We start from the raw sequence: 13,743 nt of genomic DNA, 5'->3' as shown, positions 1-13,743 counted from the left end.
GCTGGAATCCTCTAAGCTACTGAAGACTGTAGAGCTTCCGGTCCTGACTGGTAGCCTGACAGCTAAGGCAGACACTATCATGGACGCGCTGTATGAGAACACCGAGTCTTCTTTCGGTTCTGAGGTTACTGACTACGGCATCATCGCCCATGAGAGTCACCTCAAGGCTCTCTCCCGTCTGGCTGCTAAGCAGGGCTTCGGTGGTGAAGACGCTATCGTCGATATGCTGGGTACAGACATCGCCTATTACAACGGTGAAGACCGTGGCGTCTTCATGATGGCTAAGCGCTTCACGGCTCTGAGCTTCGGTTGCTTCCGTCACGATGGCGAGAACATTACTGTGGTCCTGTCCCGTGATGGCGACTCTCAGTCCCATGACCTTGAGATTCTCGGTAAGGTATTCGTGGTCGCTGAGGCTGCTACGACCATCAAGATGGGGACTGGCTCAGCTACTGCTGTCCTGCCTGTAGTCAAACGCCTGAGTTTCACTAAAGACAGCTAGGATTACTAGCGACAAGTTAACTAACAATAACGACTATTGGTCAGACTTACGAAATGGATGTCTGGCCTTTATTTTGTACTAGTAATCTAGTTCATAAGTACAGGAAGAGGAGGACCTAATGGACCTACATAAAGTCTATCTCGGGGTCTTCCTGCTAAAGTTAGCGCTTGTTGTTTGGCTGGTGGTTCTTAGACGATGAGTTTTGACTGAAAAATGTGAGACCCTATCTAATATAAAGAGCGAGCCAAAAGTCCCCATAGCCCGACCCTGAGTCAGACCAAAAGGGCCGGGTAGTCAGACCGTGAGTTCTATTCCTTTAGAGGGAATATTACGTGCTTCAAGTCTTGACCGTCAGCCTCTCAATGTGTAACTATCACTGTAACCACTGGATTCATCAGTCTTTAAGAAACAAGAAGTTAGCTAGTTGTCCTCGGCTCCCTTCGCCCGCTCCAAAACCTTTCTTAAATCACTCCAACTGACTGAATCCTCAGAGATACGGCTTAAAACCTTCCAATAGTTTTACTCACTGTAGCCAACTTCGTTGAAATAGTGGGCTGACTTCAGGTCTCAGTACATGCTCCACTCAAGAACCTGGCGTTATCAGCGCAATGGCGTCTTTTATATCCGCTTCAGGATGAAGCCGACCGATCGCCTTGTTGTTTCACTTCCTTCTCTGTAGTGGCAAACCGAATGTGGTCACAGCAGCCCCATATTCCATCGCGTCAGGGCTATACGAGGCTTAGCCTATTTCGCTCCGGTAAACAGGGATACGCCGGGTAGTTCCGGTTAGATTATCAAAGACGTCTGTTTCCGAGGTGGCTATCACCATGCCTGTTTTTCTCAGCCTCTGCACATCGGCTGCGATGCGCTGAAGACCAAACCAGAACAGCCCGTCCAGTGCGGTGACGTGAAGCCCGGATGTCAGCGCCTGCCTGAGTCGTTCTCGCGGAGCCTTCACCTCTTTTGCGATGTGCTGATAAGGCGTTGCGGTGATGCCTGTTGGATCCACCCGTCGTATACGGGTCGCAAGGCGGTACTGGTAGGTCTCAGGGATATCGATTAAATCCTCTTTCAGACTCCAGACGCAGCCAAAGCGTTTTCCATTAAAGGTTACGTTTTTCTGGCTGAGCTGAAATTCTTCACGCAGGTCGGCAATTAACTGAGGGGTACGAGTCAGCAGAAGACGAAAGGGAAGCTCAAAGCTAGTGACGTAATCCACATTCAGTAAGGCAATACGCACTCGCGTCAGAGCGTCTGCTTTCTCCTCGCGGCATTCCGCAATCACATCCGCCCACTGCTGGTTGAGGCGTGGTGTCTCAGCCGCCTCCGTAAAGCTGTATTTTTCAATCTGATAGTCAATCAGTCCCGTCACCCTGAGTTCCCTCCCGATTACATTTCAGTCTCAACTCCCCACTTTACCAGCACGGAGGGATCACTGGAAAAGTCATTTTTACGCGACGTGGGTTTGCTGACCACCTTTATCGAATCTACCAACCCGAATGGGGAAGTGATGGGTTCGTAGTCTATTTACCTGGTTTTGGGGTTGATCCTGGCGGTTATACTCAGCCTTCTGCGAAAAGGTCGCCGGGCGTCACGGCTGTGCGCGTCGAATATTATTGCATGCGTTCACGTCCTCAGATCGGAGCCAAAGTCACGTTTGAACCTGAAGACCGCCGTCAACTCGAGGCTCATTTGCCTCTCAAAATTGCCCGTTATGGCACAGATGAACAGGGGTTAAAGGCTGCTTGCGCCCTCTAACCAGATGCACCTCTTACACTTACTGCCTCGTGACGCAACCGGGGGGGGCCAACCAAAACTTTGGCATTATGGCATGTTTCACTATTTTCGAGCGCGGCTGCGAGATGCTTTACGCTATAGCCCGTCCTTCCAAATACGCCGCTGCTGAGCACGTTATCTATCATGCAGTGTCACCGACAAAATCATTGCCCGACAAGGACGTACTCGATTCCAACCGACCAGAGAACTTTAAAAAATAATGATGAGGTCACAAATATGCATAAGTAACGAATGTCATCCGATAACTGCTTGATGCCTAATTGGCTGTTTTAACGAGAAAATTACAAATGAATCTTTGCTAATTTGTATTAATTCATTTTTTTTGAGCTTATGTTCAATCCTGTCTCGTTGTCTTTCGATATTAATTAGGAGACATTACGATAGTCGTATCATAAAGGATTTAAATATGGATTATTAAATTCTTAAACCATATTGGAAATACCACATAAAAATAATCGAGTGGTTTTGCTGGATGCAAATTCATTTAACTATAATATTAGTGGGGAGATTATGTCTGCAAAAAAAGTAAAAACTCCAGCGCAGAGCATCCTTTTTTTTGGGATGGCAGTAGTAATCGTTTTTATTATCTGTTTTCTACCCACCCCGGAAGGGTTAACCCCTGAGGGGCAAAAGGCCTTAGCGCTATTTGTTGGTATTATTTTCCTGTGGGCCACAGAACCTGTTCCGCTCGCCATTGTTAGTTTAATTATGGTGCCAGTGGTGGTTGGTTTGCAAATAATGACCGTGCCAAAAGCGTTAAATAATTTTTCAACATCATCAATATTTTTAATTGTATCTGCACTATTAATGGCGCCTGCAATGTCAAAAAGTGGTTTTGCTGAGCGGTTAATTTATTGGCTGTTGTCAAAAGTAGGTTGTACCGCGGTACGCATTACATTGGGTATCACTATAGCAAATATTGCACTGGCATTTATCATTCCCTCTACGGCTGCCAGAACGGCGGCACTTTTGCCTATCTGTATTAGTATTATAGAGATTTTCAAAAAGAATTGCGGAATACCCAAAGACGAACGCAGTAAATTTGCTGTCGGATTATTGTTAACGCTGGCCTTTACCAATTCGATTATTAGTGCGGGTATATTGACGGCTACAATACCTAATCCTGTTACCGCTGACTTCATCTTTAAAGCGACCGGTACAAAGATTTCTTATGCTGAATGGTTCATGTACGGATTCCCTCCGGCACTGATTGTTACCATATTTGCATGGTGGTTGATTAAAACTGTATTTAAGGCAGAAGTTAATGAAATTCCCGGCGGGAAGGAACTTGTTGCAGAAAAACTGCACAGCATGGGGAAAATGTCATCTGATGAATGGAAGAGTTGTTTAATATTCCTGTTCGTCGTATTGATGTGGATGACAGGTAGCATTACTAACATTGATACTACAGTCGCGGCGATTATCGGTGTCTGTCTGATGTTCCTCTTCGGCGTAATCAACTGGAGCGATGCTGCTAAGACGTCGGCTTTCCAGTTTATGCTGATTATGGGTGGGGGGTTCATTATCGCAGACCTGTTAATCTCGACGGGAGCCGCGAAATGGGTAGCGACATCGTTATTCCAGTTAATTAATGTCTCTGGTGAAGTCTCAATTCTGGCCTTACTGCTGATTGTTATTTTCATTGTGCAGTACATGCATATCCCCTTTATGGGGACGACCAAAATGGCCACTATGCTCATTCCTATTGTGATCAGTATTGCTGAGGCTGCACATATCAATCCGATAATCCTGGCAATGCCGGCTGGCATGATTATAAGTGGATTTCCTTTGTTCTTGTTTTTTAACACTATTTCAAGCTTATTAGTCTATGGCACAAATGAAATGAGAATGAGCGACTTTCCTAAAGTGGGCATTCCAATTTGTACGGTCGCTGTCTTTGTGTATAGCCTGATGGCCTTAACTTACTGGCGCTGGCTTGGTCTTTTCTAACTACCCGTTAATACCTTGTCGTAGGAGATGTGAAATGAGTAATACAGGATTTAGGATCTTTACTGAATTCAATCGCCCTGACCCAACCCTCGTCAATAATTTTAACGGGGTGCCCGTTGCAAATATCGCAGATTGTATGAACCGTTCCAGCGTTATGGCATCACGGATCCGAAAAATAGGGAAAAACAATCTATTAGGTGTTGCCTTTACGGTGAAAACCCGGGCGGGAGACAACCTTATGGTGCATAAAGCATTACAAATGGCGTTACCGGGGGATATTATTATCGTGGATGCCCGTGGAGATGTTTCTAATGCCATAATGGGCGAGCTAATGATAAGGACGGCAGAGCAAAAAAAACTTGCCGGTATCATTATTGATGGTGCCATTCGTGATGTCGCGGTTCTGGCCACATTAGATATTCCTGTTTACGCGGTTGGCATAACACCCGCCGGGCCGTTCAAAGAAGGCCCCGGTGAAATTAATGTTCCCATTAGCGTGGGTGGCGTTGTGGTTAATCCGGGAGATATTTTGGTTGGAGATGACGATGGTATTGTCGTGATCACGCCTGGTGATGCGAAAGAGATTTACGAAAAGGCCAAAAGTAAAAGTGAGAAAGAGTTCGATTTAATTAAATTAATTAAAGAAGGTAAGCGAGATAACTCTTGGGTAGATCAAGTACTTCTGTCAAAGAAATGCGAATTTATTAACTCTGCTTATAATAAGTAAGGAGTCCAGTCGAACGCGCAAGCGTTGTATGGGTAATTTTCAGCACCGCTCTCTGGTACCGGGAGACTGGCAACGGAGAGTGGTGTTCCTTACGCAAATAGTAATCTGGTTACTGATGTGAATGCGGATGTTGGTATGCCTGAAGGTCAGTGAATGGGCTATACCGGAGCGGTGAGTGAATTTGTTTAAATTTGGCCAAATTCTTTGTCAAGAATGAGCACAACAGCATGGTTTTAACAAAATTCAATTTATTGCTATTAAGAAGTTCTGTATTAATTAGATTTTACGCATTCAATGAATTGCTGTGACAGGCTGGGGGATTGCATGAATGTTAAGCAGTTGAGGTACTTCTGTAAGGTTGTTGAAAAAAATGGTATTAACCCTGCGGCAGCTGAATTACAAATTGGTGCCACGACGATCAGCATGCAAATCGCCGCCTTAGAAAAAGAAATGAAAAATGAGTTGTTCAATCGAAGTACCCGGCCAATGACACTGACCAAATTTGGCCGGTTTGTCTATCAACGGTCACAGGAAATTATATTTAACTTCGATGTGTTTGAAAATGATATTTATAATTACACCAATTCTGAATCCACCTCATTAAACATAGGCGTAATACGCTCGCTTATTTTCAATATTTTGCCAGAAACCATAAAGCAGTTTACTAATAGCTTCGGGCATATTGATATTAATTTAAAAGAAGGGCTCTCTACAAATCAATATGAGTTATTAGCTGAGCAGGTTATTGATTTAGGTTTCGTCCGTGCCATGGAGCAAAAGCAGGAGATAGATAATGATTTTTGCCGGGAGTTGATTCTTATCGACCCGTTATTTGCAGCAGTGCCAAAGAATCATTATCTTACAAGGAATAAATTTATAACTTTGAAAGATTTTTGCAACTCGCCATTTATTACTTTTCCGGGTAATCAAAAAAGCGAGTTCTCAGATACCGTTGTTGCAAAAATCAAACAAAATGGGTTGTCCCCGGTGATTTCCTACAAAGCCAGAGAAATACATTCCGCGTTATCCTTCGTGGCCGCTGGGCTGGGGGTTACCTTAGTGGGTAAAACCGTCATTGATAACAATCGACAGGATATTGCATTTCTGCCCATCTCGGACTTTCATTGCAATTGTTATATCTATGCGATTTACCGATCAAAAAATACCAACCCCAACATTCAACACTTCCTCAGTACGATGAAAAAGGTCGCATTGAATTAGTGCCTGCGTCATCTCGTCCCCTTGTGGACAGAGGGCAACAAGTGCTGCTGCCCCCTGTTTAACGTGCGGATGGACTCCATCTTCCTGGAACACCAGAATACAACGGCAACTGCTCCTTCCAGGGAATCGAGTATTGTTTATGGCTATCAACACCCAGGACACTCGATTCTGTTCCTGAAGCCACTACGTCACGGCAGACCGCCTGGTCAAAACTGTAGTTGACGCAAATAAGATACGCTGTCGCTCAGCGCTTCTCCCTGCAACTCTTCAACGATGATTGGGACCTGAGTGAGTCCGCGGCTTGCAAGCATCGTCAGCACTTTCACATAATCAATAATGCCCTCATTCAGACGAACCGGGATTTTTTGCTCCCCTTCGAGGACGAAATTTTTAAAGTGGAACAGACGAATGCGTGGTCCGTGCTGGTTAAGGAAATCTTCGACGATGGACTCCCATGACGCCGCATTGTCAGCATTGAGCAAATTGGCAATATCGAAGGTCACGCAGAAGTGTTCGCCGAGTTGAGTATTCAGGCGCATCAGGCTGTCGGCATCATAAATGACATGATCGTATACAGGCTCAACCAGGAAACGACATTGCGCACGTTCCAGATTGGGCTGTAACTGCTGGAAACTGGCCAATACCTGTTGAAAGGCGGGTTCCGAGTGGTTATCCGGATGCCATGTCCAGGCATCGTCATTCAGAGAGCCCGTTTCGCTACCGATAAGCCCGATACCGCAGCGCAGACCCATGTCGATATTGAACCGCGCGCGCTCTATCTCACTGGCCAAAAATGAGGTGTTCGAATGGACCGGGTTGAAGTAACTGGCGAGCAGGAACACCGATATCCCTGCGTCCTGAATCTGCTTAATATTGCCGACAATCGTCTCAATATCGCGAGCTTTGTATGCCTCTTCCCAGCTTTTGTGGATTGCCAGCTGCAGACCATCAATGCCCAGTTCACGGGAAGAGGCCACCATTTCTGCCGGGGTCTGCCCACTGAGGTCATGTCCCCGGGCACCAATGTTCAATTTACGCATTACGACTCCGTTAAAGTCCCATGGAAAAATGCCAGACAGTGATGTCGTTAGCGTCTATATCCACAGATGAATAAGGGGGGATACTGATATGTTGATGCTGTGGTAATGGTATCAGCCGTTTTCATCGCTGAATAGCCAGGACACTTCAGAGTCATTAAAGATGGCTAAAGAGAGATGCCCATGCAGTCTTTGCTCATGAAGGCTGCCAGTACGTTGACCATAAACTGAGCTGAAAGCACAGGAAGGAAAGCTCGGGTCAGCTTGATACACAAAGTAAGCGTTATGCCACACATCTGAACTTAGGGAGGAATGCTTGTTTTCATATCTGTTTTTATGAATGTGTGTTTGATTTTATTTTTGAGCAGAGTATCCTGTCTTTACATTGAACAGGAGGAATGATGTCTCTGACTTCCCTACAACTCTTCAAAACTCTCTCCGATGAAACGCGTCTGGGCATCGTTTTACTGCTCAGAGAGATGGGTGAATTGTGCGTGTGCGATTTGTGCACGGCGTTGGATCAGTCACAGCCTAAGATCTCCCGCCATCTGGCGATGCTGCGAGAAAGCGGGATTCTTCTGGATCGTAAGCAGGGGAAATGGGTTCATTACCGTTTATCTCCACATATTCCGGCGTGGGCTGCTCAGGTTATAGAGCAGGCCTGGTTAAGCCAACAGGACGACGTTCAGGCTATCGCCCGTAAGCTGGCATCCGCCAACTGTTCTGGTAGCGGTAAAGCGGTTTGTATCTAAAAAATTTGCCTATACATATATGATTTTTCGAATGTGAGGTATTAAATGAAAACGTTAACGGTATTTGACCCGGCGATGTGTTGCAGCACCGGCGTCTGCGGTACAGATGTCGATCAGGTGTTGGTCGATTTTTCTGCGGATGTGCAATGGCTGAAAGGACGTGGTGTTCAGATAGAACGTTACAACCTGGCGCAACAGCCGATGAGTTTCGTTCAGAACGAGAAGGCAAAAGCATTTCTTGAGGCTTCCGGGGCTGAAGGGCTTCCACTGCTGTTGCTGGATGGCGAAACGGTGATGGCCGGGCGTTACCCAAAACGCGCTGAACTGGCTCGCTGGTTTGGTATACCACTGGAGAAAGTGGGATTAGCGCCTTCAGGTTGCTGTGGTGGTAATACGTCCTGTTGTTGAAAATGCCAGGAGGGCATATGAAATTCTTACAGAATATTCCTCCCTACCTGTTTTTTACCGGTAAGGGGGGAGTGGGCAAAACCTCAATTTCCTGTGCCACGGCGATCCGTCTGGCGGAGCAGGGCAAACGGGTGCTGCTTGTCAGTACCGATCCGGCCTCTAACGTTGGTCAGGTGTTTGGCCAGACGATTGGCAATACCATTCAGGCAATAGCCTCTGTTCCAGGATTGTCGGCTCTTGAGATTGATCCTCAGGCCGCTGCCCAACAGTACCGCGCCAGAATCGTTGACCCTATTAAAGGCCTTCTGCCTGATGACGTTGTTTCCAGCATCAACGAACAACTGTCGGGGGCCTGCACAACAGAGATTGCGGCTTTTGATGAGTTTACAGGATTGCTGACAGATGCCTCTCTGCTGACCCGGTTTGACCATATCATTTTTGATACCGCGCCGACCGGCCATACCATTCGCCTTCTCCAGTTGCCAGGCGCCTGGAGTAGCTTTATTGACAGCAATCCCGAGGGCGCGTCCTGCCTCGGCCCGATGGCCGGTCTGGAAAAACAGCGTGAACAGTATGCCCATGCCGTTGAGGCGTTATCTGATCCAGCGCGTACCCGACTGGTTTTAGTTGCCCGACTGCAAAAATCCACGTTGCAGGAAGTCGCCCGGACTCATCTGGAACTTGCCGCCATCGGCCTTAAAAATCAGTACCTGGTCATTAATGGCGTTCTGCCCAAAACTGAAGCGGTAAACGATACACTGGCTGCGGCAATATGGGAGCGTGAACAGGAGGCACTGGCCAATCTTCCCGCTGATCTTTCCGGTCTGCCAACTGACACGTTATTCCTCCAGCCGGTCAATATGGTCGGCGTGTCTGCACTCAGCGGGCTTCTCTCCACTCAGCCTGTAGCGGCGTCATCCTCTGAAGAATACCTTCAACAGCGCCCTGACATTCCGTCACTTTCTGCGTTGGTCGATGATCTTGCTCGTAATGAACATGGCCTGATCATGTTGATGGGTAAAGGTGGCGTGGGGAAAACCACGATGGCTGCGGCCATCGCCGTCAGACTGGCCGACATGGGATTTGATGTCCATCTGACAACATCTGATCCTGCAGCGCATCTCAGCACAACCCTCAACGGCAGCCTCAACAATCTGCAGGTCAGCAGGATCGATCCTCACGAGGAAACGGAACGCTATCGGCAGCATGTTCTTGAGACGAAGGGAAAAGAACTGGACGAAGCGGGAAAATGCCTGCTGGAAGAGGACTTACGCTCACCCTGCACCGAGGAAATTGCCGTTTTCCAGGCCTTTTCTCGGGTGATTCGTGAAGCGGGTAAACGTTTCGTGGTGATGGATACGGCACCGACCGGACACACGCTGTTGCTGCTGGATGCCACTGGGGCATACCACCGCGAGATTGCGAAGAAAATGGGAGAAAAAGGCCATTTCACCACGCCGATGATGCAGCTTCAGGATCCAGAACGCACCAAAGTGTTGCTTGTCACACTGCCGGAAACCACGCCCGTGCTTGAGGCGGCAAATTTGCAGGCCGACCTTGAACGCGCAGGGATTCATCCCTGGGGCTGGATTATCAATAACAGCCTTTCCATTGCGGATACCCGTTCGCCACTGCTTTGCTTGCGAGCACAACAAGAACGTCCGCAGATCGAGAGTGTTAAACGCCAGCACGCCAGCCGTGTCGCTCTGGTTCCCGTACTGGCGTCAGAACCGACCGGCATCGACAAACTCAAACAACTCGCGGGTTAATTTTTTACGTAGACAGGGTGGCGTTGCTGCCCTGTCAGGAGGTTTTATGTTACTGGCAGGAGCCATTTTTATCCTGACCATCGTATTGGTTATCTGGCAGCCGAAAGGATTAGGGATTGGCTGGAGCGCCACGCTGGGTGCCGTACTGGCTCTGGCGTCGGGTGTGATACACATTGCTGATATTCCGGTGGTGTGGAATATCGTCTGGAACGCGACGGCAACATTTATCGCCGTCATTATCATCAGTCTGTTGCTGGATGAGTCCGGTTTTTTTGAATGGGCGGCGCTGCACGTTTCTCGCTGGGGAAATGGCCGGGGGCGCTTGCTGTTTACCTGGATTGTTCTGCTCGGTGCGGCGGTGGCGGCGTTGTTCGCCAACGATGGCGCGGCGCTGATTCTGACGCCTATCGTTATCGCCATGCTGCTGGCGCTGGGGTTCAGTAAAAGCACCACCCTGGCATTCGTGATGGCGGCAGGGTTTATTGCCGACACAGCCAGTCTGCCGCTTATCGTGTCGAATCTGGTCAATATCGTTTCGGCTGATTTCTTCAAACTGGGATTCACGGAGTATGCCTCAGTGATGGTGCCGGTGGATATTGCCGCCATTGTCGCCACGCTGGTGATGCTGCATCTGTTTTTCCGCAAGGATATCCCGCCCACTTATGATCTGGCGCGGCTGAAAGAACCGGCAAAAGCCATTAAAGATCCAGCGACGTTCAGAACCGGCTGGATAGTCTTAATCCTTCTGTTAGTCGGTTTTTTTGTCCTCGAGCCACTCGGTATTCCTGTGAGCGCGATTGCAGCAGTGGGGGCGGCGATCCTGTTTGCGGTGGCTAAAAAAGGTCATGCGATTAATACCGGTAAAGTGCTGCACGGCGCGCCCTGGCAGATTGTGATCTTCTCGCTGGGGATGTATCTGGTGGTCTATGGGCTGCGCAACGCCGGTCTGACGGATTATCTCTCTGACGTGCTGAACGTACTGGCGGATAAAGGACTGTGGGCTGCGACATTTGGCACCGGATTCCTGACCGCATTCCTCTCTTCTATCATGAACAATATGCCTACCGTATTGGTAGGGGCATTGTCGATTGATGGCAGTACCGCGACCGGTGTTATCAAAGAAGCGATGATTTATGCCAACGTCATTGGCTGCGATCTGGGGCCGAAAATCACCCCTATTGGTAGCCTGGCGACACTGCTCTGGCTGCACGTACTTTCACAGAAGAATATGACAATCACGTGGGGATACTACTTCCGTACCGGGATTATCATGACCCTGCCTGTGCTGTTTGTAACGCTGGCTGCGCTGGCGCTACGTCTCTCTGTCACTTTGTAATGAGATACTGATATGAGCAACATCACCATCTATCACAACCCGGCCTGCGGCACCTCGCGCAATACGCTGGAGATGATCCGTAACAGCGGTACTGAACCGACCGTGATTCTCTACCTTGAGACCCCACCTTCACGCGATGAACTGGTCAAACTCATTGCCGATATGGGGATTGCAGTACGAGCATTGCTGCGCAAAAACGTTGAACCTTATGAGGAACTGGGGCTCGCGGAAGATAAATTTACTGACGATCAGCTCATCGATTTTATGCTGCAGCATCCCATTCTGATTAACCGCCCGATTGTGGTGACCCCGCTGGGTACCCGCCTGTGCCGCCCGTCTGAAGTGGTGCTGGATATCCTTCCAGATGCGCAGAAAGCGGCTTTTGCCAAGGAAGATGGCGAGAAAGTTGTTGATGAAACAGGTAAACGAGTGAAATAAAGATGAAGGGGGTGTTTGCCCCCTTTTTACTACTTCGCCATCTCTACCAGCAGATCAATACCAACAGGTTCTTCGTTCTGTAGCGCTGTTAGTGCAATACGTTTTGCATACTGCTCTTCCACATCAGAGATAAGTGGCAACTCGCGGTTCGCCCTGGTCTTCAGGAAAGGTGAAGACGGCTTAGCGGCTGCCAGGCTGTTATTCACAACCCATGCCCACGGTTCGATCCCGGCCCGACGCAAATCGACCTGCAGATTTGCCGCCTCCAGCACGGGCGTTGTTTCAGCCAGCGTTACTATAATCACCTTCGTCTTCTCCGGATCCTGCAACTGCATCATGGGCGTGATGATATGGTCATGTGTTTTTCCCATCTGACGCACCATTTCACGGTGATACGCTCCTGTTGCATCCAGTAGCAGTAGTGTGTGGCCTGTCGGTGCGGTATCCATAATGACAAAATGGTCATCGGCCTCTTTGATGACCCGCGAGAAGGCCTGGAAAACGGCGATCTCTTCAGTACATGGCGAGCGGAGATCTTCTTCCAGCACCGCCAGTCCTTCAGCATCAAGGCCCTTCCCCTGATTTTCCAATACAAAGCGACGATACCGCTCAGTCTCTACTTTCGGGTCTATACGACTGACTTGAAGATTTGGCAGCGAGCCATCCAGCGTATAAGACAGATGTGCTGCCGGATCGGATGTGGTCAGATGGACTTTATGACCGCGTTTAGCCAGCGACACCGCCACCGATGCTGCAACAGTCGTTTTGCCCACTCCGCCTTTACCCATTGTCATGACCAGCCCTTTACCTGTAAGGCTGAGTTCATCCACCAGCGACGCAAGTCTCGGTAAATCCAGAGTGTTCAGCGTTGTCGTGGGGATCGGCAGTGGGGCATTACTCTCTGTGAATAGCTCCCGCAGGGCTTCCAGACCAACCAGATTAAAGGGTTTCAGATACAGCTGCGAACGGGGGAGGCTCGCCAGATTCTCCGGCATTGCCCGTAGCGCTCTCTCTTCCCGCGCCAGGATACTTTGCGTCAGTCGATCGTTTTCACCCGCAAAAGGAGGCAGCACGCCATTGATGGCAAGGTGTTGATGCTGCAAACCGATAGCAGACAGCTCATCGTGCGTATGGGAAACCTCTTTCAGCGTTGAAGTCTGGGCGCGTGCGACCAGTACCAGACGCGTAAGCGTGGCATCAGATAACGCTTTAACCGCATCTGCGTATTGGTGTTGCTGTTTCTCTAGTCCGACCAGTGGTCCAAGATTAGTTGCGGCATCGGGATTTGCTTCCAGATAGCCGCTCCACGCTCCCGGCAGCTCAAGCATGCGGATCGTATGCCCGGTTGGCGCAGTATCAAAGACGATATGGTCATATTTCTCCCGCAGCTCATGGTTGGTTAACAGACCGGTAAACTCATCAAATGCCGCGATTTCCGTCGTACAGGAACCCGAAAGCTGTTCCTCAATACTGCTAACTACGTCGGCGGGCAACATGTTACGAACCGGATCAAGCACTCTATCGCGGTAAGCCTGCGCGGCAGCCATCGGGTCAACTTCCATCGCGGCAAGATTGTCTACGCTGGCAATGTCCGTTATTCGGTGGCCGATGCTCTGGCTAAAGACCTGACCGACATTTGACGCCGGATCGGTACTGACCAGTAGCGTTTTCTTACCCTGGTCGGCCAGCCATACCGCAGTGGCGCAGGCCAGAGATGTTTTACCGACACCACCTTTCCCGGTGAAGAAAATAAACGGGGGAATCGATTTTAAAAATGGCATATTCATCAGTTTTTTCTCCTCTGGA

The 13,743-nt window shown here is 48.9% G+C and carries 12 protein-coding genes and 1 pseudogene; 10 read left to right on the top strand and 3 right to left on the bottom strand.

Annotation, left to right across the window (positions count from 1 at the left end):
* Nucleotides 1–502, top strand: a pseudogene (locus tag NNO04_RS18380) (hypothetical protein); the annotation flags it as partial.
* A gap of 739 nt (nucleotides 503–1,241) precedes the next feature.
* Here the strand turns inward: NNO04_RS18380 and NNO04_RS18375 are convergent.
* Complete coding sequence (locus NNO04_RS18375) at nucleotides 1,242–1,874, bottom strand: DNA-binding protein (RefSeq protein WP_271445903.1); 633 nt, start codon at nucleotides 1,872–1,874, stop codon at nucleotides 1,242–1,244.
* Between the two features lie 59 nt (nucleotides 1,875–1,933).
* Between NNO04_RS18375 and NNO04_RS22905 the strand changes: the two genes are divergently transcribed.
* The 4 genes from NNO04_RS22905 (at nucleotide 1,934) to NNO04_RS18360 (ending at nucleotide 6,197) form a co-directional block, all read left to right on the top strand.
* A complete protein-coding gene (locus NNO04_RS22905; protein ID WP_442870746.1) occupies nucleotides 1,934–2,260 on the top strand; it encodes a DUF2920 family protein in 327 nt (108 codons plus the stop codon).
* 549 nt (nucleotides 2,261–2,809) lie between these two features.
* Nucleotides 2,810–4,249, top strand: a complete 1,440-nt coding sequence (locus NNO04_RS18370) for an SLC13 family permease (protein WP_271445902.1) — start codon at nucleotides 2,810–2,812, stop codon at nucleotides 4,247–4,249.
* A 34-nt stretch (nucleotides 4,250–4,283) separates the two neighbouring features.
* A complete protein-coding gene (locus tag NNO04_RS18365) occupies nucleotides 4,284–4,976 on the top strand; it encodes an RraA family protein (protein ID WP_271445901.1) in 693 nt (230 codons plus the stop codon).
* A 324-nt stretch (nucleotides 4,977–5,300) separates the two neighbouring features.
* Nucleotides 5,301–6,197, top strand: coding sequence for a LysR family transcriptional regulator (locus NNO04_RS18360; RefSeq protein ID WP_271445900.1), 897 nt, complete (start codon nucleotides 5,301–5,303; stop codon nucleotides 6,195–6,197).
* A 206-nt stretch (nucleotides 6,198–6,403) separates the two neighbouring features.
* Here the strand turns inward: NNO04_RS18360 and NNO04_RS18355 are convergent, their stop codons facing one another.
* A complete protein-coding gene (locus tag NNO04_RS18355; protein WP_271445899.1) occupies nucleotides 6,404–7,237 on the bottom strand; it encodes a sugar phosphate isomerase/epimerase family protein in 834 nt (277 codons plus the stop codon).
* Between the two features lie 395 nt (nucleotides 7,238–7,632).
* Between NNO04_RS18355 and arsR the strand changes: the two genes are divergently transcribed.
* Genes arsR through arsC form a run of 5 tightly spaced genes read left to right on the top strand, consistent with a single transcriptional unit; the run spans nucleotide 7,633 to nucleotide 11,937 of the window.
* The gene (arsR, locus tag NNO04_RS18350) at nucleotides 7,633–7,986 is read left to right on the top strand and encodes an As(III)-sensing metalloregulatory transcriptional repressor ArsR (protein ID WP_271445898.1); all 354 of its coding nucleotides are present in this window, start codon (nucleotides 7,633–7,635) and stop codon (nucleotides 7,984–7,986) included.
* A 45-nt stretch (nucleotides 7,987–8,031) separates the two neighbouring features.
* Complete coding sequence (arsD, locus tag NNO04_RS18345) at nucleotides 8,032–8,394, top strand: arsenite efflux transporter metallochaperone ArsD (protein WP_271445897.1); 363 nt, start codon at nucleotides 8,032–8,034, stop codon at nucleotides 8,392–8,394.
* 17 nt (nucleotides 8,395–8,411) lie between these two features.
* Nucleotides 8,412–10,163 (top strand): arsenite efflux transporter ATPase subunit ArsA, encoded by a 1,752-nt coding sequence (gene arsA / locus NNO04_RS18340; RefSeq protein WP_271445896.1) that lies wholly within the window; start codon nucleotides 8,412–8,414, stop codon nucleotides 10,161–10,163.
* Nucleotides 10,164–10,209: 46 nt separating this feature from the next.
* Nucleotides 10,210–11,499: an arsenite efflux transporter membrane subunit ArsB gene (gene arsB, locus NNO04_RS18335; protein WP_271445895.1), complete on the top strand. Its 1,290-nt coding sequence runs from the start codon at nucleotides 10,210–10,212 to the stop codon at nucleotides 11,497–11,499.
* Between the two features lie 12 nt (nucleotides 11,500–11,511).
* Complete coding sequence (gene arsC, locus NNO04_RS18330; protein ID WP_271445894.1) at nucleotides 11,512–11,937, top strand: glutaredoxin-dependent arsenate reductase; 426 nt, start codon at nucleotides 11,512–11,514, stop codon at nucleotides 11,935–11,937.
* Nucleotides 11,938–11,966: 29 nt separating this feature from the next.
* Here arsC and arsA (NNO04_RS18325) read toward each other — a convergent pair whose 3' ends face one another.
* Nucleotides 11,967–13,724 carry an arsenical pump-driving ATPase gene (gene arsA, locus NNO04_RS18325; RefSeq protein WP_271445893.1) on the bottom strand — a complete coding sequence of 586 codons (1,758 nt, stop codon included), beginning with the start codon at nucleotides 13,722–13,724 and terminating at the stop codon, nucleotides 11,967–11,969.
* Nucleotides 13,725–13,743 lie beyond the last annotated feature (19 nt).

Origin of the sequence: Citrobacter sp. Awk 4 (assembly GCF_028069725.1) — a bacterium.
Taxonomy (GTDB): domain Bacteria; phylum Pseudomonadota; class Gammaproteobacteria; order Enterobacterales; family Enterobacteriaceae; genus Citrobacter_D.
Note: the sequence above shows the minus strand (reverse complement) of the source record. Positions and strands in the feature narration are given on the sequence as shown.

Coding starts and splice junctions, on each gene's coding strand:
- NNO04_RS18355 (WP_271445899.1), bottom strand. CDS start 7,237: ATGCGTAAATTGAACATTGGTGCCCGGGGACATGACCTCAGTGGGCAG.
- arsA (WP_271445893.1), bottom strand. CDS start 13,724: ATGAATATGCCATTTTTAAAATCGATTCCCCCGTTTATTTTCTTCACC.
- arsR (WP_271445898.1), top strand. CDS start 7,633: ATGATGTCTCTGACTTCCCTACAACTCTTCAAAACTCTCTCCGATGAA.
- arsB (WP_271445895.1), top strand. CDS start 10,210: ATGTTACTGGCAGGAGCCATTTTTATCCTGACCATCGTATTGGTTATC.
- arsD (WP_271445897.1), top strand. CDS start 8,032: ATGAAAACGTTAACGGTATTTGACCCGGCGATGTGTTGCAGCACCGGC.
- arsA (WP_271445896.1), top strand. CDS start 8,412: ATGAAATTCTTACAGAATATTCCTCCCTACCTGTTTTTTACCGGTAAG.
- NNO04_RS18370 (WP_271445902.1), top strand. CDS start 2,810: ATGTCTGCAAAAAAAGTAAAAACTCCAGCGCAGAGCATCCTTTTTTTT.
- NNO04_RS18360 (WP_271445900.1), top strand. CDS start 5,301: ATGAATGTTAAGCAGTTGAGGTACTTCTGTAAGGTTGTTGAAAAAAAT.
- NNO04_RS18365 (WP_271445901.1), top strand. CDS start 4,284: ATGAGTAATACAGGATTTAGGATCTTTACTGAATTCAATCGCCCTGAC.
- arsC (WP_271445894.1), top strand. CDS start 11,512: ATGAGCAACATCACCATCTATCACAACCCGGCCTGCGGCACCTCGCGC.